Genomic DNA, 19,705 nt, shown 5'->3' with positions numbered 1-19,705 from the left:
ATATGTAAAAAAATGCAAAATATAAAAATAGGAATTATCGGTTTAGGATATGTAGGACTTCCTTTAGCCAGATTATTTGCAACTAAATTTCCTGTTATTGGTTTTGATATAAATCAAAACAGGATTAATGAATTAAGATCAGGAAAAGATACTACGCTAGAAGTTGAAGATAATGTATTACAGTCGGTGTTAAAAAAAGATTCTATGATGGATCAGGGATTATATTGTTCTGATGACCTGGAGGATATTAAAGATTGTAATTATTATATCGTAACAGTTCCTACTCCAGTTGATAAAAATAATAGACCAGATCTTACGCCTTTATATAAATCAAGTGAAACTGTTGGGAAGGTATTGAAAAAAGGAGATATTGTGATATATGAATCTACAGTATATCCAGGTGTTACAGAAGAAGAATGTATTCCAGTTTTAGAGAAAATAAGTGGACTAAAGTTTAATAAAGATTTTTATGCAGGATATTCTCCAGAGCGTATCAATCCTGGAGATAAATTACATACTGTAGAAAAAATATTGAAAGTTACTGCAGGTTCTACACCAGAGATAGGTGAAAAGGTAGATGCTCTTTATGCTTCTGTGATTACGGCAGGAACTCATTTGGCTCCAACTATAAAGGTAGCAGAAGCAGCTAAGGTAATAGAGAACTCTCAGCGTGACATTAATATAGCGTTTGTTAATGAGCTGGCGAAGATTTTTAACCTGATGGATATCGATACTAATGAAGTTTTGAAAGCAGCAGGTACAAAATGGAATTTCTTGCCTTTTAAACCTGGTTTAGTAGGTGGACATTGTATTGGAGTCGATCCTTATTATTTAGCTCAAAGAGCGCAAGAGTTTGGATATCATCCAGAGATTATACTAGCCGGTAGAAGACTAAATGATAGTATGGGACAATATGTCGCTTCCGAGGTTATTAAATTAATGGTTAATCATGATATTAAAATCAAAGGTGCTAACATATTAGTATTAGGAATTACTTTTAAAGAAAATTGCCCAGATGTAAGAAATACTAGAGCAGTCGATGTGATACAAAACCTTAAAGATTTTGGTACTGACATCGATATTTATGATCCATGGGCAAGTCCTTCGGAAGTAGCTCATGAATACGGTCTGGAAATTATAACCAAGTTGCCGGATTCTAAATTTGATGCTGTTGTGTTAACTGTTGCACATAAAGAATATTTAGATATAGATTTAAAATCATTACTAAAACCAAACGGTGTCTTGTATGATGTTAAAGGTATATTAAAAGAAGATGAAGTACACGGAAGATTGTAACAGAAATTGTCTGTTATATAAAGCAACATAAATAACCATAAACCAACCGCATTGAGCCAACTAAAAAAAGGAGCTTTACTTACGTATTTAAAAATCTTTTTGATTAACGTTATTGGAATTATGATAACTCCATTGATCGTTAGTTACTTAGGGAAGGATGAGTACGGGATTTTTAATGCTATTGGTGCTTTAATAGGTACAATTGCATTGCTCGATTTCGGACTGACCAATACAGTAGTTCGTTTTGTAGCTAAGTATAGAGCAGAGAAAGATAAAGAAGGTGAAGAGAATTTCTTAGGAACGGTCAGGATACTTTACTTTGCGGTTTCTACATTGGTAGTTATTTCCGGAACTATATTTTACTTCTTTATAGATACTTACTTTACCAAGTTTAATGCAGAAGAATTAAGCATAGCAAAAATGATGTTTGTTATTCTGGTTTTCAATTTGGCGATTCAATTACCAGGTATGATATTTACGGGTATTTGTAAAGGATATGAAAAATTTGTCTTTCCAGAATCTGTAGGGATTGTTAGATATATTTTAAGATCTTTAACGATAGTCGCTGTTTTGTTTTTTGGTGGAAGAGCAATTGCTTTGGTTATTGTAGATACCATATTTAATATTCTTACGATTTCGATATCAGCTTACTATGTATTAGTGAAATTGAAGGTTAGATTTAAGTTACATCAATTTTCTAAAGATTTTGTTAGAGAAATTTTTAAGTACTCTAGCTGGATCTTTCTTTTTGCAATTGTAAATATGCTTCAATGGAAATCTGGTAGTTGGGTTTTAGGAGCGGTTAGTGTGCCTAAAGTATTAGGTATTTATGGAATCGGAATAGCATTAGGAACGTATTATGGTGCTTTTTCAACAGCAATTTCTAGTGTGTTTTTACCTAGAGCTACACAGATGTCTGTTAATAATGCTAGTGGAGAAGAGTTGACTGACATGATGATAAAGCTTGGAAGGCTGTCTTTTATTATACTTATGTACATTTTTGGAGCATTTATGTTATATGGAGAACAATTCATAAACCTTTGGGTTGGAGGAGGAGACTCTACTGCAGATGGTCGATATGGTTTAGAAGAATGTAGAGAGATTTATATGATTGCTCTTATTATTATGATTGGATATACACTTCCTTTATTACAAGCTTTTGGAAATTCTATATTGGAGGCGAAAAACAAATTATCATTTAAAGCAATTCTTTATCTTGTATTTATGATATTGGGAGTTATCGCTGGTGGATTTTTGGCAATGGAATATAGTGCTATCGGAATGATGATAGGGCTTGTAGGTGGTTGGATGATTGTTCAAAATGTGATGAATTTTTATTACCATAATAAAATTGGTTTAAATATTATACGTTTTTTTAAAGAGTTATTTCATAAAGTTTTGTTGGTAGTACTATTGGTAATAGCTGCAGGATATTTTATCAATTATATTCCTGGTGAAGGATGGTTTAATTTTATAGCTAAAGGTATCTCATATACAATTGTTTTTGTGATTATGATGTATTTTGTTGGTATGTTAGAATATGAAAGAGAATTATTTAGAAAACCTATAGTTTCATTACTTAAACGAAAATAAATTAAAGAATGGATACATTAAAGTTACATTCAATTACATATTCAGATAATGGTCGTAAGATTAATTATGAGTATTCGGTGGATGCCAATATCCAGAAGCTATTTGAAGAGAATGAATCCTTTTATTCTAAATATCAAATAGATGTAAGTACTACTCCCGAAAGTATTTCTGTAATCCCTTTTTTATCGAACATATTGCCAATGGCTTGGTTTGCAGGTTTTACTATTGAAGTAGATGAAGTAGATGAAGATTTTTATCAAGCGCAGGAAAAAATAAAACAAGAATTCGCTAAAAGAGATACTGCTAATAGTTTCGAAGGAACATTGGTTGCAAAGAAATTGATTAAAAACTCAATAGAAAAGTCTAAGTCAGCAATGCTTTTTAGTGGTGGAGTAGATGCATTTGCGACATATATCAGAATCTATGACAAAACACCAGATTTAATAACACTTCATGGAGCTGATATTACTATCAAAGATAAAGAGCAATGGACTGATTTTACAGATTTTATTGAGAATGAGGAGCTTTTAAATGAAAATAGTAAGGAATTTATAGAAACAAATCTTAGAGATTTTTACACCTACCAGGTAGAACTTTTATTAAAAGATATTGGTTGGTGGGGAAAAGTACAACATGGGTTAGCGCTAGTAGGCTCAATTGCTCCTTTGTCATTTGTAAACCAATATAGCTCAGTGCATATTGCGTCTTCTTATACTGATCATATTGATATTGATTGGGGGTCAACACCAGAGATTGATGAAAAAATCACTTGGGGATCGGGTTTTCAGGTATTTCATGATGGTTATGAACTAAAAAGACAAGATAAAGTAGATTTGATAGCCAAATTTGCTTCGGAGAAAGATAAAAGATTTCGATTGCGCGTTTGTTATTCTGAAAAAAGAACAGAGTTTAATTGTAGTTACTGTGAAAAATGTTTTAGAACAATATTAGGGCTGATACTTAATAATCAAAACCCTAATGAATATGGATTTAAAGTTGATGGTAGTGTTTATGATAAGATTTATCAAATTCTGCATATAGGTTCAGGAAGTAAAGGAGTGAAATATTTTTGGTGGGAATTGATGGAGAAAGCAAAGAATGTAGATACTTTTTTTGTTTTTGATGATATTGAAACAGAGACCAGACATATGGATGAGTTTAGAGGAGGAAAGGTAGATAGACTTCTGGAAGAAAAAATAAACAATGCAAATAAAGGAACGAATAGAATTAAGTTTATTATTAGAAATAAGTTTCCTTGGATGCAAAAGATATATAGAAAATTAAAATAGATAAAAAACTAGGTAAATTGTAGAATTCATGAAATACGGACTACTTACATACGATGAGAATAAGAATTTCTTTAATGTTGGGGATAATATTCAAAGTTTAGCGGCTAAACAATATTTACCAAAGGTTGATACGCTATTAAACAGAGAGCGATTAGGTGATTATAAAGGAGATCCTATCAAGTTAATTATGAATGGATGGTTTACACACAATATTCATAATTGGGTGCCATCAGAGGATATAGATCCTATATTTGTTTCTTTTCATATGAATAACACTGCTGCACCAGCAATGTTAAGTGAAAAAGGTATTGCATATTTAAAAAAGCATGAACCTATAGGTTGTAGAGATCAGTTTACTGCTGATACACTTAAGGCAAAAGGCATTGATGCACATTTTACAGGTTGTCTTACATTAACCCTAGATTCTTATAAAGTAGATGATTCTGAAAGAGGAGATGATATTTATATCGTAGATCCTTTATATAGTTATCCACGTGCAGAAAAAGTATTTTACAATACTAAAATTACCATTAAAAATATTCTAAATGGATCCGCTTTTAAGTTAGGCAAGAAAAATAAGCATATAAAAAAGTTTATAAGTAAAGAATTGTTGGAAACCGCAACTTTTATTAACCAAGAACCTCCTTCTAATACATATACTGATGAAGAGAAATTCGACATGGCTGTTGAATTGCTTAATAAGTATGCAAAAGCAAAACTTGTTATAACCTCTAGAATTCATTGTGCTTTACCATGTCTAGCCATGGGGACACCTGTAATTTTTGTAAATGGTTTTGATAGTTTTGTAGATTCTTGTCGATTTGATGGGATTCTAGAATTGTTTAATAGAATTGACATTGATAGTAAAACTGGATCATATACTTCTAATTTTGGATTAGAAGGAAAAATAACCAACAATACAACCGTAAAAAACCTCGAAAAACACCACGAACTTGCCAATGCATTGAAAGAAAAAGTAACTAATAAAATCTAATCAATCACACAAACGATGAAAAGGGTATTCAAAAAACTGCTAAAAGATAGATTCTTTACAGCTCCAAAAAAAATGCAACAAAAACACACAGCATTTAGCAAAGAGCAATTAGAAGATCTAACGAAATCGCTTAAAGAAAATTATTTGGACCGGGGAAATACTAAAAGTAGATTATCCACAGAAGAATATAATAAAGCAATAAGTGGACAGCTTTTTGAACGTTTGTATTACAACAGAAATAGAATTGCTCCTTGGTTACATAATGTAAAGGATTTAAAGGGGGCTAGTATTTTAGAAATTGGATGTGGAACGGGAATTTCTACATTAGCATTAAGTGAACAAGGTGCTAACGTTGTTGGTGTAGATGTAGATGCCGGAGCATTGGAAGTAGCAAAAGATAGAATGCGGATTGCTGGATATGATGCAGAATTACATCATGTCAATGGAGAGGAGATTGAAGAGAATTTTAAGGATAGAAAATTCGATTTTATTATCTATTACGCTGTTCTAGAGCATATGACTGTTAGTGAACGATTAGAATCTTTAAAGCAAGCTTGGAGAATGTTATCTAAAGGAGGATATCTTGCTATTATTGAAACTCCAAATAGATTATGGTATTATGACTCGCATACCGCTGCACTACCATTTTATGACTGGCTTCCTGATGATTTAGGATATTATTATTCTAAATTTTCTTCTAGAAAAAACTTTAAAGATTCCTATAGAGAAATAGATGATGAAAGTATGATGAAATTTAAGAGATGGGGAAGAGGAGCTAGTTATCACGAGTTTGAGGTAGCGATCGCGCCATTAAAAGAAATGAATGTGGTTAGTAGTTTGATGAAATTTGAAAAATCTGCTTTTTTAAAAGTAGGTTTTAAAGGACTTCGATATATTAAGTTTTTAAAATCACTGAATAAAAATTTAACTAGTGGATTCTGTTATCCATATTTAGATATTGTAATAAAAAAATAATTAAATAAATCAGACACTTTCTAAAGTAAACCTTGATGAAACTTGTATATATTGTTAATCGTATTGATGGTCCTGGTGGATTGGAAAGGGTACTTTCTATAAAAGCGAGTAAACTTGCTGAAGAATATGATTATGATATACACGTAATTACTTTAAATCAAGATACCGATGAATTATTCTATGATTTTAGCTCTAAAATTTCTTATCATAATGTTAGAGCAAAAGGTAATCCGTTCTCAAGAATGTACCGATATGCATCTGGTCTACGTAGTATCATTAAACAATTAGGGCCAGATATAATTGCGGTGTGTGATGATGGTCTAAAAGGTTTTTTTGTTCCTTTAATCTTAGGGAAACCTTGTCCTATGATTTATGAACGACACGTTTCTAGAAGTGTCGAGATCAAAAAAGGTAAGAGATCATTAATAAAACGAATTGGAACTGGAGTTAAGTTTGGTTTGATGAATTTTGGAGGTAAATATTATGATAATTTCATAGTATTAACAAATGGAAACCTTAATGAATGGTCTTTTAAAAAGATTAAAGTAATTCCTAATCCTTTATCGTTTTATCCAGAAGAAAAAAGCACATTAGATAATAAGAAGGTACTTGCGGTAGGTAAACACAGTTTTCAGAAAGGCTATGATCGACTTTTAAATAGTTGGAAACAAGTTATAGAAAAACATCCAGATTGGACTCTAGATATATATGGAACCATTAGTGATGAAGAAGGTTTAGCAACATTAGCAAAAAAACTAGATATAGCTAAAACTATTAATTTTTATCCTCCGGTAAAAAATATAGCAGAAAAATATGAAGAGTCGTCCATTTACACAATGTCCTCTAGATTTGAAGGTTTTGGAATGGTACTAACAGAGGCTATGGCTTATGGTGTTCCTTGTATTTCATTTGATTGTCCATATGGCCCTTCAGATATTATTACAAATAAAGAAGATGGACTTTTAATAGAAAATGGTGATATTGATGCTTTTGCTAAAGGGATAATTTTTTTAATTGAAAATGAAGAGAAAAGAAAATCCATGGGAATAAAAGCAAAAGTGGCGGTAAGGAAATATTTACCGGAGACTATTGCAGAAGAATGGAATGAGTTATTCACCAATTTAACGAATACAAGATTAAAATGAATATAGTTTTTATCATTGATCAAGTGTATTTGCATGGTGGTATAGAAAGAGTACTTTCTATTAAAGCAAATTATTTAGCTCAACAGGAAGGTAATAAGGTTCATATTATTACTACTGAGCAAAAAGAGGAGATTCCTTGTTATGCTTTTGATAAAAATATAATTTTCCGGGATTTAGGGATTAATTATAATCGTCGAAAATCTTATTTCCACCCTAAAAATCTTAAAAAATTACCTAAACATATTTCAAGAACTAAGGCTGTGCTAAAAACTATAAATCCTGATATTGTAGTGGTTTGTAGTCATAGTGTAGACACTTATTTCGTTCCATTTATTGTAAAAGATATTCCTAAAGTTAAAGAGTTTCATTATTCAAGGTTTATTGAAAAAGATAAAAGGAAGAAACCAAGTCTTTTTAAAAAGTATTTTTTCAAGTTTGCTGATTATGTAGAGTCGAAATATGATAAATTAGTCATTCTAAATAAAGATGAGTCTGACTATTATAAGACTGATAATACGGTGGTAATTCCGAATCCATTAACGTTTTATCCGGATAAAGTATCTGAACTTTCAAATAATACAATTATTACAGCAGGAAGAATTGCTGCAGTAAAAGGACATGATATTTTGATTGATATTTGGGAAGAGTTTACAAAAATTAGAAAAGATTGGCAACTTCTTATTTTTGGTAACGGGGAACCGAGTTATGTAAAAATGCTTCAGGATAAAATTAATAGCGCAGGTATTCAGGATACTATTAAATTGATGGGATCTACAAATGAAATTAAAGAGGAGATGATCCAATCTTCAGTATTTGTGATGACATCACATAATGAATGTTTCCCTCTGGTATTATTAGAAGCACAAGCTTGTGGTTTGCCGATTGTATCTTTTGATTGTCCGTATGGGCCAAGAAATATTATAGATAAAAACACAGGAGTTCTAATAACTCCATATGATAATGACTCATTTGTTGATCAGTTAGATAATTTACTTAATGACACTGATCGAATACAAAATATGGGTAAAAAGGCTCGCGAAAACTCAAAAAAGTATCAACTTGATGTAGTGATGAAGCTTTGGCAAGAAATGTTTAATGATTTAATACACAAAAAATGAGATCATTAATTTTAAATATATATAAGATCTTTTTATTACCACATGTACTTGTATATCAGACAAGTAAGAACAAAGCTGTCATTGATAAGGATCTAGAAAGGTGGGCAACTGCCAAGGGAACAAAAGGAGGTAAGGTGACTTTACTTTTAATTTTTTTAGCAAATTCTCCAGATTTTAGAACGTTGTTTTATTTTAGAAATAGAGGCGTTTTATCTAGTTTGTTGAATATATATTGTAAGAAGGAAAAGTATTTTAGAATTGATATTAGTACAAAATTAGGAGGTGGTGTGTTAACAGGACATCCATATAGTACTATTTTAAATGCAGATTCAATAGGAGAAAATTTATATGTAAATCATTTGGTTACTGTAGGAGAAGTAAATGGAAAAAGACCTACAATAGGAGATAATGTATCGATCTATACCGGTGCTATTATTATTGGAGATATTAAGATCGGTAATAATTGTTCTATAGGCGCTGGTTCTGTAGTTGTTAAGGATGTTCCTGATAATTGTGTAGTAGTTGGAAATCCAGCAAGAATTATTAAACAAGATGGTGAAAAGGTATAATTTTATACTTTAGTAAAAAAAAGAGTAGATCTTAAAAGGTGAAACGTAATAGTAGTAACATAACGGTTAAAATTAATAAGTAAAATGAACACTTTTGTGCCCTTAGAATTTTACTATCCGTTGTATATTAATTTATGCTTCTTTTTGGTTGTTTTTACATTATTACACACCCGACTCTTGCAAATTAATGAACATAAAAACATTGTGTTTATTAATTTTTCTGGTTATTTTCTATTGATTTTTTTGATTCTATATATCGGTCAACGCCCTATTAGTGGTATTTTTGGAGATACTGTCAATTATATAGTCACATTCGATAGATATAGGTTAGGAGGGGAGATACCGGAAGTAAATGATTACGGTTGGCATGTATTCATGAAAACATTAGCGCAAATTGTATCCGCACATACTTTTTTTACAATTTGTGCATTTATATACATTTTTCCACTTTATAAAATATCCAAAACACTGTTTGGACAATATTGGTATTATTCATTCGTGATGTTTATTGTTTCATTTTCATTTTGGACATATGGAGTTAATGGTATGCGTAATGGAGCTGCTACATCACTTTTTTTATGGGGGCTATGTTACCATAGGAATAAGGTTGTTATGGCGTTGTTTTTTCTTGCAGCAACGTTTTTTCATAAAACATTGTTTTTACCAATTTTTGCGTATGTAATTACTAATTTTTATAACAACCCTAAGGTGTTTTTTAAAGGCTGGTTGGCTTGTATTCCATTGTCACTAGTAATGGGAAGTTTATGGGTTACGCTTTTCGCTAGTTTAGGTTTTGGAGATGATCGACTTACAGGGTATTTAACATCTGAGGTAGATGCTAACGCTTTTGCGAGTACTGGATTTCGATGGGATTTTCTATTTCATAGTGCTTTCGCAGTATTTGCAGGATGGTACTTTATTTATAAAAAGAAATTTGAGGATAAATTTTACTACCAGTTGCTTAATACATATTTGATTTGTAATAGTTTTTGGATTTTAGTAATCAAGGCAAACTATTCTAATAGATTTGCATATCTATCTTGGTTTATGATGGCAATTATAATCATATATCCATTTTTAAAGAAAGAATTTTTTAAAGATCAGCATTTTATGATTGGGAAAGTTATGCTGGCTTATTTTTCATTTACATATATGATGTACTATTTATATTGGGGATAATCACACTAACAACAAATTAACTAATGAAAACTATAACCGTATTTACACCAACTTATAACAGGGCTTATTGTCTAAATAAGTGTTATGAGAGTTTAATAAAACAGTCTAATCAAGATTTTGTTTGGTTAATTATAGATGATGGTTCAACTGATGATACAGAAACGTTAGTAGCTTCTTGGATTAAAGAAGGAAAAATTGATATACAGTATCATTATCAAGAAAATCAAGGAATGCATGGAGGTCATAATGCTGCTTATAGATTGACCGAAACTACTTTAAACGTATGTGTTGATAGTGATGACTGTATAGGCGAAGAGGCCATAGAAAAGATACTTGTCGCTTGGGAAAAAATAAAAGACAAACCAGAATTTGCAGGATTGGTAGGATTAGATGCTGATCCCGAAGGAAAAATAATTGGAACCAAGATTCCAGAGCATATAAAAGAAACTACATTATATGATTTGTATAATGTACACAAAGTATTAGGAGATAAAAAATTAGTGTATAGAACAGAAGTTGTAAAGAAATACCCTGCATATCCTATTTTTGAAGGAGAACGTTTTGTGCCACTTGGTTATTTATATCAATTAATTGATCAAGATTATAAATTATTGCCAATTAACGATGTCTTATGTGAGGTAGAGTATATGCAAGATGGATCTAGTATGAATATTTTAAAACAATATAGAAGACATCCTAAAGGTTTTGCATTTTCTAGGAAGAGTAGAATGAAGCTTGCTGAGAATTTTAAAGATCAATTTAAGAATGCAATTCATTATGTTTCTAGTGCTATTTTTACTAAAAATGGATCTTTTATTAGTGAATCACCAAAGAAGTTAACTACCATTTTGGCAATACCATTTGGAGTGCTATTAAACTTGTATATACGGTATAAAACAAAAGGAGAATTCTAATGGCAGCAATACGAGTTTTGCAAGTATTTACAATCATGAATAGAGGAGGAGCCGAGTCTATGATCATGAATTATTACAGGAAAGTTGATAGAGAAAAAATACAATTTGATTTTTTAGTTCATAGAAAAGAAAAAGCTGCTTTTGATGAAGAAATAGAGAATCTAGGAGGTAAGATATATAGATTTGATCCGATCAATCCACTTTTTCCAGGAGATTATTATAAAAAGTTAAGATCTTTTTTTAGTGAACATAAAGAGTATTCAATAGTACACTCTCATTTAAATACGTTTAGTTGTTTTCCATTAAAAATAGCTAAAGAATTTAATATTCCTTGTAGAATAGCACATGCACATATTGCTATCGATGATGTTAGTTTTGCTTCACTATTCTCTAATAAAGAAAGTAAAAAAGAAACTTTTAAGAAGCTAATTAAACTTCAACTTAAAAAGAAGGTAAAGAAAGATGCTACGCATTTATTTTCTTGTGGGGATAAAGCTGGTAAATGGTTGTTTGGAGAAAATAACTCGTTTACAACTATGAATAATGCTATCGATACAGCAGTTTTTTCTCATAATAAAGAGGTTGCGAAACAATACAAAGAAGAATTTGGTTTGCAGAGTCGTCTAGTTATAGGTCATGTCGGACGTTTTGCAAGTCAAAAAAATCATGCATTTCTATTACGTGTTTTTGCTGCTTTGTTAAAAGAAAAATCAGATTGTGATTTAGTTATGATAGGGGATGGTCCTCTTAGAAAAGTAATGGAAAAAGAAGCTAATAACTTAGGAGTCAATGATAATGTGCATTTTTTAGGAGTACGAGCAGACGTCCCTGAATTATTTCAAATGTTTGATGTGTTCGTTTTTCCGTCTTTTTATGAAGGATTGCCGGTTACATTGATTGAGGCACAAGCTGCAGGAATTAAAGTGTTTGCTTCGGATAGTATTACTACAGAGGTAAGTCTTACCAATGATATTGAGTTTCTTTCTATTGAAAGACCAGCCGAATATTGGGCTAGTAAGATATTAGAGGTTGATGCTTCCAAAAAGAATAATAATACAGAAAAAATAATAAAAGGCGATTACGATATTATTTCTAATACCTTAAAGATTCAGGAATTTTATAAAGAACAAGTAGGACTGTAGCTATGGGAAAGATGCAAGAAAAAATTTATAACAGTTTACCTTATCCTTTTAAGTTTGTATTACTTAACATAAAGGCTTTTCAAAATTCTAAACAACGATATACTAAAGAATTTGATACTTTTTTAAAGGAATATGTTGATTTATGGAATGCGGATACTTCTAGAATAAATACATATCAAAGAAATAAACTAGTACTCCTGTTGTCTGAGGCTTTTCAATATTCTGATTGGTATAGTGAGAAAATGAATAAGTTGGGTATAACAATTAAGGATATAGAAGAAAATCCTTATAATGTGCTTCAGAAAATGCCGATACTTACCAAGTCAGAACGCAAAACAAATCCGCAGTTAATAGTAAATAAAAACCGAGATACTGATGGTGTTGGTTATACAAGTGGAACATCAGGTGCGCCAACCATTAATTATTTAGATAAGGAATCTATAAATAGATCCTTTGCTTTATGGAGAAGATTTCATAAAGCGATTGGTTTAGAGACTAAAAGGGTGAAACAAGTGAGATTCTCAGGGAGATTAATTGTAAAACCAGACTCGAAAAAACCACCATTTTGGGTTTATAACTATTTCGAAAATCAATTATTAATGTCTACTTATCATTTAACGGATGATAACTTAGGTAATTATGTAAAAAAATTAAATCGTTTTAAACCTATTTTGCTAGATGGGTATCCATCCGCTATTTATATTATAAGTAGGTTTATTAATAAGAATAATTTGACGTTAAATTTTACTCCAAAAGCAATTGCGGTAACTGCAGAAACTTTGTATGATTATCAGAGATTAGAAATTGAGAAAGCGTTTAATTGTCATGTATATAATCAGTACGCTTCTAGCGAAGGAAGTCCGTTTATTACGGAATGTACTCAAGGGAACTTACATCTAAATATAGATTCAGGAGTTTTTGAATTTGTAAACAATAAAGGAGAAAAAGCAAAAGCAGGTGAAGTAGCTCAATTGGTGGTTACAAGTTTTACTAATCTTAAGACACCTTTGATTAGATACAATATAGAGGATACAGTATTACTCTCTGAAGAAGGAAAAACCTGTAGTTGTGGTTGTGTAATGCCCATGATAGAGAAATTGACAGGTAGAGAGGATGATATACTTTGGACTAAAGAAAAAGGATATGTTGGTAGAATGGATACGGCCTATAAAGGCTTAGAAGGAATCGTAAAAAGTCAAATTATACAAGAAAGTCCGGGTGAGATTATAGTTAATTTAATTGCTGATCAAAATTTTGATGATCAAATGAAAGAAAAACTAGTATACAATATGCAAGATAGGTTGGGACAAAGTATAAACTATCAAATAAATATTGTAGAAGATATTCCTTTAGGACCAAATGGAAAGTTTGATGCGGTTAAAAGAAATTTTGCAATTGAGATATAGATAACTTGTTTAAATCATGTATTTCAATTCGTTTGATTTTTTAATTTTTCTTCCAATAGTTTTTGTTGCTTATTGGTTATTCGAAAAGCGTAAAATTCGTTTTCAAAATGTAATATTGTTAATAGCAAGTTATGTTTTTTACGGTTGGTGGGACTGGAGGTTTTTATCTCTAATTGGATTAAGCACCTTAGTGGATTATTTTGTTGGTATTAGAATAAGTCTTTGTGACACTGATAAACTAAAAAAAAGATGGCTTTTAGTGAGTATCTTTTTTAATTTAGGGGTATTATCTTTTTTTAAGTATTGTCATTTCTTTATTGATTCTTGGGTAGATTTATGTAATTCTATAGGTTATGATATTAAGGATGTTACTACATTAAATATTATTCTTCCGGTTGGTATTTCTTTCTATACTTTTCAGACGATGTCATATACTATTGATGTTTATCGTGATAAGTTGAAACCTACCAAGGATTTTATTTCATTTGCGGCTTTCGTTTCTTTTTTTCCACAATTAGTTGCAGGACCAATTGAAAGAGCTACACATTTGCTTCCTCAGTTTTTGAAAGAAAGGAAGTATTCCAAAGAATCTATATCTTATGGTATTAAACTTATTATTTGGGGGTTTTTCTTAAAATTAGTTCTTGCGGATAGAACAGCTATCTATGTAAATTCAGTTTATAATAATGTAGAATATCATGATGGTCTTAGTTTGATTTTTGCCACCATTTTATTTGCTTTTCAGATTTACGGAGATTTTGCTGGTTATTCTTTAATAGCAATTGGTACTGCGAAACTTTTTGGATTTGATTTGATGACTAATTTTAGAAGACCTTATTTTTCGGGTTCTATACATGAATTCTGGAATAGATGGCATATTTCCTTATCCACTTGGTTTCGGGATTATTTATATATACCGTTAGGAGGAAACCGTGTTGGTAGATACAGGTGGTTTTTTAATTTATTTATTACATTTTTAATAAGTGGTTTATGGCATGGTGCTAAATGGACGTTTGTTATCTGGGGCGCTATTAATGGGATTTATTTGATTATAGAAATACTTTGTAATGGTAAGAAAAGGAAAGGTATTCTTAATATTATAAGTACTTTTTGTTTTATAAGTTTTGCTTGGATATTTTTTAGAGCGAATAGTGTTAATGATGCTTTTTACATTATCAATAAAATTTTTACTGAACCAGGTAAGCTATATATAGGTAGTGGTGATGATATCGCTGCGTCATTGTACGCGGTATTAGCTATCTTTTTGTTGGTGATCATTGAATTTAAAAGGGAATATTTGCAAAATATTACAATTATAAACTTCTTTACTAAAAAAGAAATAGGACGCATGTTTATGTATGCTACATTGATATATTTAATTCTCTATTTAGGAGTTTTCGGGCATAGTCAATTTATATATTTTCAATTTTAAAGATTTATTTATGAAAAGATATATTACTACGTTTTCAAAGATTATGAAGTTTGTGATAATTGTTTTGATCGTAGATGTAATTTTTGGGATAGTTAGCAATCATTTATTCTTTCTGCAAAAAACAGGTAAATATGCTCGTGCTAATCTTGTGATTTATGAAACAGAAGCAGAAGTACTAATTTTTGGAAGCTCACATGCACATAGACACTATGTACCTGAGGTTTTAGAAAAACAGTTAAACACTACTGCATATAATGCTGGCGCCGAAGGACAACAATTATTATATCATTTAGCGCTACAGAAAATGGTGTTAAAACGTAAGAAACCTAATTTGTTTATTCTGAATATAGATGAAGATTTTTTGTACTCCTCTGATATAGCTTATGATAGGCTTAATGATTTACATCCTCATTATAGCGAATATGGTGATGACCTAAGGCCTATATTTAAACTAAAATCTGAATTTGTAGATGTAGAAATGTTTTTTAAATCATATTTGTTGAATTCTACAATAGTTCATATACTTCGGTACTATATCTCTCCTCAATTGGATTATAAAGGTTATAGACCTCTTAATGGAACAGTTACTAATGATCACATTACTTCTAAATTAATGGAGGTCAATGACCAAGTTAAAGAAATTGATGAAAACTTTGTTTTAGCTTTAAAAGAATTTATCAATAATTCGAAATCAAATAATGTTGATTTAGTTTTTGTAATCTCACCAACATTAAGAAACATAAATTCTAATAATAAATCATTAGGGATGATTAATGAAATAGCAGATAAAGAGGAGGTACCCATATTAAATTTTTTGGATGATAAAAATTTTAAGGATAAGTTAGATTGGTTTCATGATCCATCACACCTTAATGATACTGGAGCTAAGTATTTTACCAAACTCGTTTCTGAACGTATAATTAAAGAAAAACTTAATAACTAAAAAAGGATGTCAAATTTGACATCCTTTTTTAGTTATAATAAGTTTGTTTGACTACTATCTAGTAGCACAAGTATTACCGCTTAATACAATAGCATTAGGAGTATCAGAATTATTATTAATACAATCAAATCTATCAGCTCCAGACGGTTCTAAGATATTATTATTAGTAATAGAAACATCAGAATGTGTTCCGTATAATCTGATTCCATCACTATCATTAGGATCTATTTTAGTATTAGACGAGATGTCGATATTGTTAGATGTCCCTAATTCAATACCACCCGTTACTTCATTATTCTTAAATGTAATACCATTAGCATTATTGATAGTAATCTTTTTAGAATTCAAAAATTTATTTCTTTCCAAAGAAATTGTATATCCATTAGATTCTGTAGTATTATTAAATCCTGTAAGGAACAAGTGAAATCCACCAGCCGTAACTTCATTTTCATTGATGCTAGTATTGTTTACAAAAGTATTAGTAGCACTAATCCCTGTACCATTAACATTAATAATATTATTATGAAACATAGAATCTGAAGTATCTTTTAATTGAATTCCTATTTCCCCATTAGTAATTGTATTGTCGTGAACATTAATGTCATTAGTGTCGGTAGCAATTCCTATAGCATATCCAACGATACTATTATTAGCTATTTCATTATCAAAAACAGTTTCACTGTGACTACCTGCGGCGAAAATGGCGAACCTTTCGGCAGCAGCTGCAGATGCATTAAATCTGTTATTAGTTATTTTAGTTCCAGAAGCTAATGAAATAATACATCTAGTTTCGATATCATTATCATCGATAGTAATATCCTGACCAATAGTTGCAGCTGTAAAACCAACTCTACTATTAATTTCCGTATTTCTAGTTATAAGAATATCAAAAGCTCTTTCATTTTCCATAAGAACACCATTGTCATCTCTAGTTCTAAATGCTTCTATATTGATAGCATATCCAACTTCACCACCATCAGATCCAGACATGGGCTGACCAACATTGGTAAATGTATTTCCTTCAATAAGAATATCACTACCATCAGTAAGAGCAATCCCCATTCTTCTAATATTTGTAAAAGAACAATTGATAACTTTTACACCATAGGTTGGAACATAATCAGGGTTAAATCTAAAACCTAAAGAATAAATAGCGATAGCTCCTTTAGAACCTTCTATAAAATTAACTCCATCTATTGTTACATTTCTTCCCGAGTGAACGTGAAGAAGATGAGTACCTTCTAATCCAACATCTTGTGGAGAATAAATACGATCATTTCTATCACCAATTATATTTCCTCCCGATATAGTAACATTGTCAGAATCCCTAACGGCTATTACGGTTCCATTTTCTATACCTCCTGCAGCAGGAAATTGACGCAAATTGGTACTATTTGACATTTTTAAATGAAAATCAGATGGTACATTAATAGCTTCTACAGATGCATAAAAATTTTGATCCGCTGTTGTGCTAGTTACAATAGTAGTTTGAAAGAAGGCATCAAAAACATTAGTTTCAAAAGTCGTTCCGCCCATTTCCTTGATACGGATCATTAAATTTTCGAACTCCGCAGTGTTTTTCAAAGCGATGTCAGATGTTGTTTGTCCTTGAACAATATTTTCCCATCTAGTAGCTGTAAACTTAAATACTGGGTTTTTAAGATTTACATTACCTTCGGTTCCTAATTTAGAGTTTAAAAGTCTACCATCAATGGTTCCTCCAGAAAAAACTAGAGTACCATTAAAGATATCACCACCATCGAAATCAAATGTGATATTAGGTGGCAGATTAATAGTTTGTCCTTCTAAATCTAATAAACAATCAATAGTTACTGTAGAATTAGCAGCTAAACTAGAGATATCAAAATCACATAGTGTGTCTGAGATAATCTCATCATCTTCTTCCTCTTCTTGGTCATCATCATCTTCATCAATAACTTCTTCTTCCTCAGAAATTACATCTTCGATGTTCTCCGTACTACAAGCAAATAAGCTTATAGCAAATACAATTAATAGAAAATAGGGTAACTTTTTCATTTTGGTTGGGGGGTGTTTCTGGTTTTTAATTTCATTTTTAACGGAGTTTCATCGATACTATTGTGTATTATGTCGAAAAAATATGTTAAAATTTACAAATCTTAAATAATTGATAACTAAACAATTAAAGGATTATGGTAAAACCATAATTCTTAATAATGTCTACATCAAAATCCGTTTTGAAATTAGAAAAAGTTATGTGATTACAGGTGGAGGGTATTTGAGTCATAAATTTTATGGGTTTATTCCCCAATAAAAGGAATGTGTTTGTGAGTTTTTTCTTTCTTTTCTGTTGTGATTTAAATCTTTAGGGCTAAAATATTTTTCAATATATATATAATATATATGTTAAAAAAGAATATAAATAAAAACTTTAATCCCTTGTTATATCTATATATTTGCAACGAAAACATACATTTTTAATATACAAGTGAAAAATAAGGGTAAAATTATTCGCGTAACCACTGTTCCTAGGTCTCTAGGAGGATTACTTCAGGGACAACTAAAGTTTATGTCACAATATTATGAAGTGATAGGTGTTTCTAGCAAAGATGAAAATATTTTAGATCGAGTAGCTAAACAGGAAGGGATAGAAGTTATTCCTATTGAAATGACTCGTAAAATTACTCCAATTCAAGATTTAAAAGCAGTTTATAAACTATACAAGGTTTTTAGAAGAGAAAAACCTGATATTGTTCATAGTCATACTCCTAAAGCCGGAACATTATCCATGTTGGCTGCAAGATTGGCTGGAGTTAAACATAGATTACATACTATTGCTGGGTTACCATTGTTAGAAGCCACAGGTTCTAAAAGGTTATTGTTGGATACCGTAGAAAAAATCACATATGCTTGTGCAACAATGATATATCCTAATTCTTTTGGCCTCAATGATATCATTTTAGAAAACAAATATACTCGAGCAAAAAAATTAAAGGTAATTGGAGAGGGAAGCTCTAATGGCATAGATACAGCTCATTTTGATCCTTCTAGGTATACCGATCAAGATAACGCAAAGTTACGTAAAGAGCTTAGTATTGATGAGAATGATTTTGTTTTTGTATTTGTTGGAAGATTTGTAAAGGATAAAGGAATCAATGAGTTGATCACCTCATTTAAGAAATTGAATACTGAAAATAAGGAAACAAAATTATTACTCGTAGGAACATATGAGAGAGAGCTTGATCCTCTATTACCAGAAACAGAAAGTGAGATTGATAATAACCCTAATATTATTTCTGTTGGTTGGCAAAATGACGTGAGGCCATTTTTTTCAATTTCTGATGCTTTAGCGTTTCCAAGCTATAGAGAGGGTTTCCCTAATGTTGTTATGCAAGCGGGGTCTATGGGATTACCAAGTATTGTTACTGATATTAATGGATGTAATGAAATTGTTTCTGAAGATGTAAACGGTACTATTATTCCAGTAAAAAGTTCTGAAGCACTTAATAAAGCAATGAATAAATTTGTTTCAGATAAAAGATATGCTAGTCAATTATCTCAGAAAGCTAGGGAGTTGATTTGTCAACGATATGAACGGAAACATGTATGGAATGCAATTTTAGAAGAATATCGACAATTGTAACTTGTTTTTTCTTTAGATATTAGAAACAATTTCTTATTTTACACACAACAAAAAAAGTAAATAACATCGTCATAATTAAATAGGTATT

16 protein-coding genes are annotated in these 19,705 nt (G+C 30.8%); 15 read left to right on the top strand and 1 reads right to left on the bottom strand.

Going from position 1 to position 19,705, the window contains the following annotated elements:
- Positions 1 to 12: 12 nt before the first annotated feature.
- From BMY33_RS03755 to BMY33_RS03690, 14 genes are all read left to right on the top strand, one after another.
- Positions 13 to 1,296, top strand: a complete 1,284-nt coding sequence (locus BMY33_RS03755) for a nucleotide sugar dehydrogenase (protein WP_091405795.1) — start codon at positions 13 to 15, stop codon at positions 1,294 to 1,296.
- 51 nt (positions 1,297 to 1,347) lie between these two features.
- Positions 1,348 to 2,889 carry an oligosaccharide flippase family protein gene (locus BMY33_RS03750; RefSeq protein ID WP_170836994.1) on the top strand — a complete coding sequence of 514 codons (1,542 nt, stop codon included), beginning with the start codon at positions 1,348 to 1,350 and terminating at the stop codon, positions 2,887 to 2,889.
- An 8-nt stretch (positions 2,890 to 2,897) separates the two neighbouring features.
- Positions 2,898 to 4,178, top strand: a complete 1,281-nt coding sequence (locus BMY33_RS03745; RefSeq protein ID WP_091405788.1) for a hypothetical protein — start codon at positions 2,898 to 2,900, stop codon at positions 4,176 to 4,178.
- A 28-nt stretch (positions 4,179 to 4,206) separates the two neighbouring features.
- Positions 4,207 to 5,172 carry a polysaccharide pyruvyl transferase family protein gene (locus BMY33_RS03740; RefSeq protein WP_091405786.1) on the top strand — a complete coding sequence of 322 codons (966 nt, stop codon included), beginning with the start codon at positions 4,207 to 4,209 and terminating at the stop codon, positions 5,170 to 5,172.
- Between the two features lie 72 nt (positions 5,173 to 5,244).
- Complete coding sequence (locus BMY33_RS03735; protein ID WP_170836993.1) at positions 5,245 to 6,147, top strand: class I SAM-dependent methyltransferase; 903 nt, start codon at positions 5,245 to 5,247, stop codon at positions 6,145 to 6,147.
- Between the two features lie 35 nt (positions 6,148 to 6,182).
- Positions 6,183 to 7,292, top strand: coding sequence for a glycosyltransferase family 4 protein (locus BMY33_RS03730; RefSeq protein WP_091405781.1), 1,110 nt, complete (start codon positions 6,183 to 6,185; stop codon positions 7,290 to 7,292).
- Positions 7,289 to 8,410, top strand: a complete 1,122-nt coding sequence (locus BMY33_RS03725; RefSeq protein ID WP_091405778.1) for a glycosyltransferase family 4 protein — start codon at positions 7,289 to 7,291, stop codon at positions 8,408 to 8,410. Before BMY33_RS03730 ends, BMY33_RS03725 begins: the two co-directional genes overlap by 4 nt.
- The gene (locus tag BMY33_RS23880) at positions 8,407 to 8,979 is read left to right on the top strand and encodes a serine O-acetyltransferase (protein WP_091405776.1); all 573 of its coding nucleotides are present in this window, start codon (positions 8,407 to 8,409) and stop codon (positions 8,977 to 8,979) included. Before BMY33_RS03725 ends, BMY33_RS23880 begins: the two co-directional genes overlap by 4 nt.
- An 84-nt stretch (positions 8,980 to 9,063) precedes the next feature.
- Positions 9,064 to 10,158, top strand: coding sequence for an EpsG family protein (locus tag BMY33_RS03715; RefSeq protein WP_091405773.1), 1,095 nt, complete (start codon positions 9,064 to 9,066; stop codon positions 10,156 to 10,158).
- Positions 10,159 to 10,181: 23 nt separating this feature from the next.
- Positions 10,182 to 11,072 (top strand): glycosyltransferase family 2 protein, encoded by an 891-nt coding sequence (locus BMY33_RS03710; RefSeq protein ID WP_091405771.1) that lies wholly within the window; start codon positions 10,182 to 10,184, stop codon positions 11,070 to 11,072.
- On the top strand, positions 11,072 to 12,214 hold the full coding sequence (locus tag BMY33_RS03705; RefSeq protein ID WP_091405769.1) for a glycosyltransferase family 1 protein: 1,143 nt from the start codon (positions 11,072 to 11,074) through the stop codon (positions 12,212 to 12,214). Before BMY33_RS03710 ends, BMY33_RS03705 begins: the two co-directional genes overlap by 1 nt.
- A gap of 11 nt (positions 12,215 to 12,225) precedes the next feature.
- The gene (locus BMY33_RS03700; protein WP_139195580.1) at positions 12,226 to 13,620 is read left to right on the top strand and encodes a phenylacetate--CoA ligase family protein; all 1,395 of its coding nucleotides are present in this window, start codon (positions 12,226 to 12,228) and stop codon (positions 13,618 to 13,620) included.
- Between the two features lie 16 nt (positions 13,621 to 13,636).
- Positions 13,637 to 15,052: an MBOAT family O-acyltransferase gene (locus tag BMY33_RS03695; RefSeq protein ID WP_091405764.1), complete on the top strand. Its 1,416-nt coding sequence runs from the start codon at positions 13,637 to 13,639 to the stop codon at positions 15,050 to 15,052.
- A gap of 10 nt (positions 15,053 to 15,062) precedes the next feature.
- On the top strand, positions 15,063 to 15,995 hold the full coding sequence (locus BMY33_RS03690; protein ID WP_091405760.1) for a hypothetical protein: 933 nt from the start codon (positions 15,063 to 15,065) through the stop codon (positions 15,993 to 15,995).
- A gap of 54 nt (positions 15,996 to 16,049) precedes the next feature.
- Here the strand turns inward: BMY33_RS03690 and BMY33_RS03685 are convergent, their stop codons facing one another.
- Positions 16,050 to 18,032 carry a right-handed parallel beta-helix repeat-containing protein gene (locus BMY33_RS03685; protein ID WP_091405756.1) on the bottom strand — a complete coding sequence of 661 codons (1,983 nt, stop codon included), beginning with the start codon at positions 18,030 to 18,032 and terminating at the stop codon, positions 16,050 to 16,052.
- Positions 18,033 to 18,462: 430 nt separating this feature from the next.
- Here BMY33_RS03685 and BMY33_RS03680 point away from each other — a divergent pair, with 430 nt between their 5' ends.
- A complete protein-coding gene (locus tag BMY33_RS03680) occupies positions 18,463 to 19,617 on the top strand; it encodes a glycosyltransferase family 4 protein (RefSeq protein WP_244542971.1) in 1,155 nt (384 codons plus the stop codon).
- Positions 19,618 to 19,705: the final 88 nt, after the last annotated feature.

The organism is Aquimarina amphilecti (genome assembly GCF_900109375.1).
Lineage (GTDB): Bacteria > Bacteroidota > Bacteroidia > Flavobacteriales > Flavobacteriaceae > Aquimarina > Aquimarina amphilecti.
The sequence above is the reverse complement of the archived record's forward strand: the minus strand, read 5'-3'. Positions and strand labels throughout refer to the sequence as shown.

Bases quoted from the DNA above. Each gene is read 5' to 3' on its own strand.
- BMY33_RS03755 (WP_091405795.1), top strand. From the start codon at position 13: ATGCAAAATATAAAAATAGGAATTATCGGTTTAGGATATGTAGGACTT.
- BMY33_RS03745 (WP_091405788.1), top strand. From the start codon at position 2,898: ATGGATACATTAAAGTTACATTCAATTACATATTCAGATAATGGTCGT.
- BMY33_RS03740 (WP_091405786.1), top strand. From the start codon at position 4,207: ATGAAATACGGACTACTTACATACGATGAGAATAAGAATTTCTTTAAT.
- BMY33_RS03735 (WP_170836993.1), top strand. From the start codon at position 5,245: ATGCAACAAAAACACACAGCATTTAGCAAAGAGCAATTAGAAGATCTA.
- BMY33_RS03730 (WP_091405781.1), top strand. From the start codon at position 6,183: ATGAAACTTGTATATATTGTTAATCGTATTGATGGTCCTGGTGGATTG.
- BMY33_RS03725 (WP_091405778.1), top strand. From the start codon at position 7,289: ATGAATATAGTTTTTATCATTGATCAAGTGTATTTGCATGGTGGTATA.
- BMY33_RS23880 (WP_091405776.1), top strand. From the start codon at position 8,407: ATGAGATCATTAATTTTAAATATATATAAGATCTTTTTATTACCACAT.
- BMY33_RS03715 (WP_091405773.1), top strand. From the start codon at position 9,064: ATGAACACTTTTGTGCCCTTAGAATTTTACTATCCGTTGTATATTAAT.
- BMY33_RS03710 (WP_091405771.1), top strand. From the start codon at position 10,182: ATGAAAACTATAACCGTATTTACACCAACTTATAACAGGGCTTATTGT.
- BMY33_RS03705 (WP_091405769.1), top strand. From the start codon at position 11,072: ATGGCAGCAATACGAGTTTTGCAAGTATTTACAATCATGAATAGAGGA.
- BMY33_RS03700 (WP_139195580.1), top strand. From the start codon at position 12,226: ATGCAAGAAAAAATTTATAACAGTTTACCTTATCCTTTTAAGTTTGTA.
- BMY33_RS03695 (WP_091405764.1), top strand. From the start codon at position 13,637: ATGTATTTCAATTCGTTTGATTTTTTAATTTTTCTTCCAATAGTTTTT.
- BMY33_RS03690 (WP_091405760.1), top strand. From the start codon at position 15,063: ATGAAAAGATATATTACTACGTTTTCAAAGATTATGAAGTTTGTGATA.
- BMY33_RS03685 (WP_091405756.1), bottom strand. From the start codon at position 18,032: ATGAAAAAGTTACCCTATTTTCTATTAATTGTATTTGCTATAAGCTTA.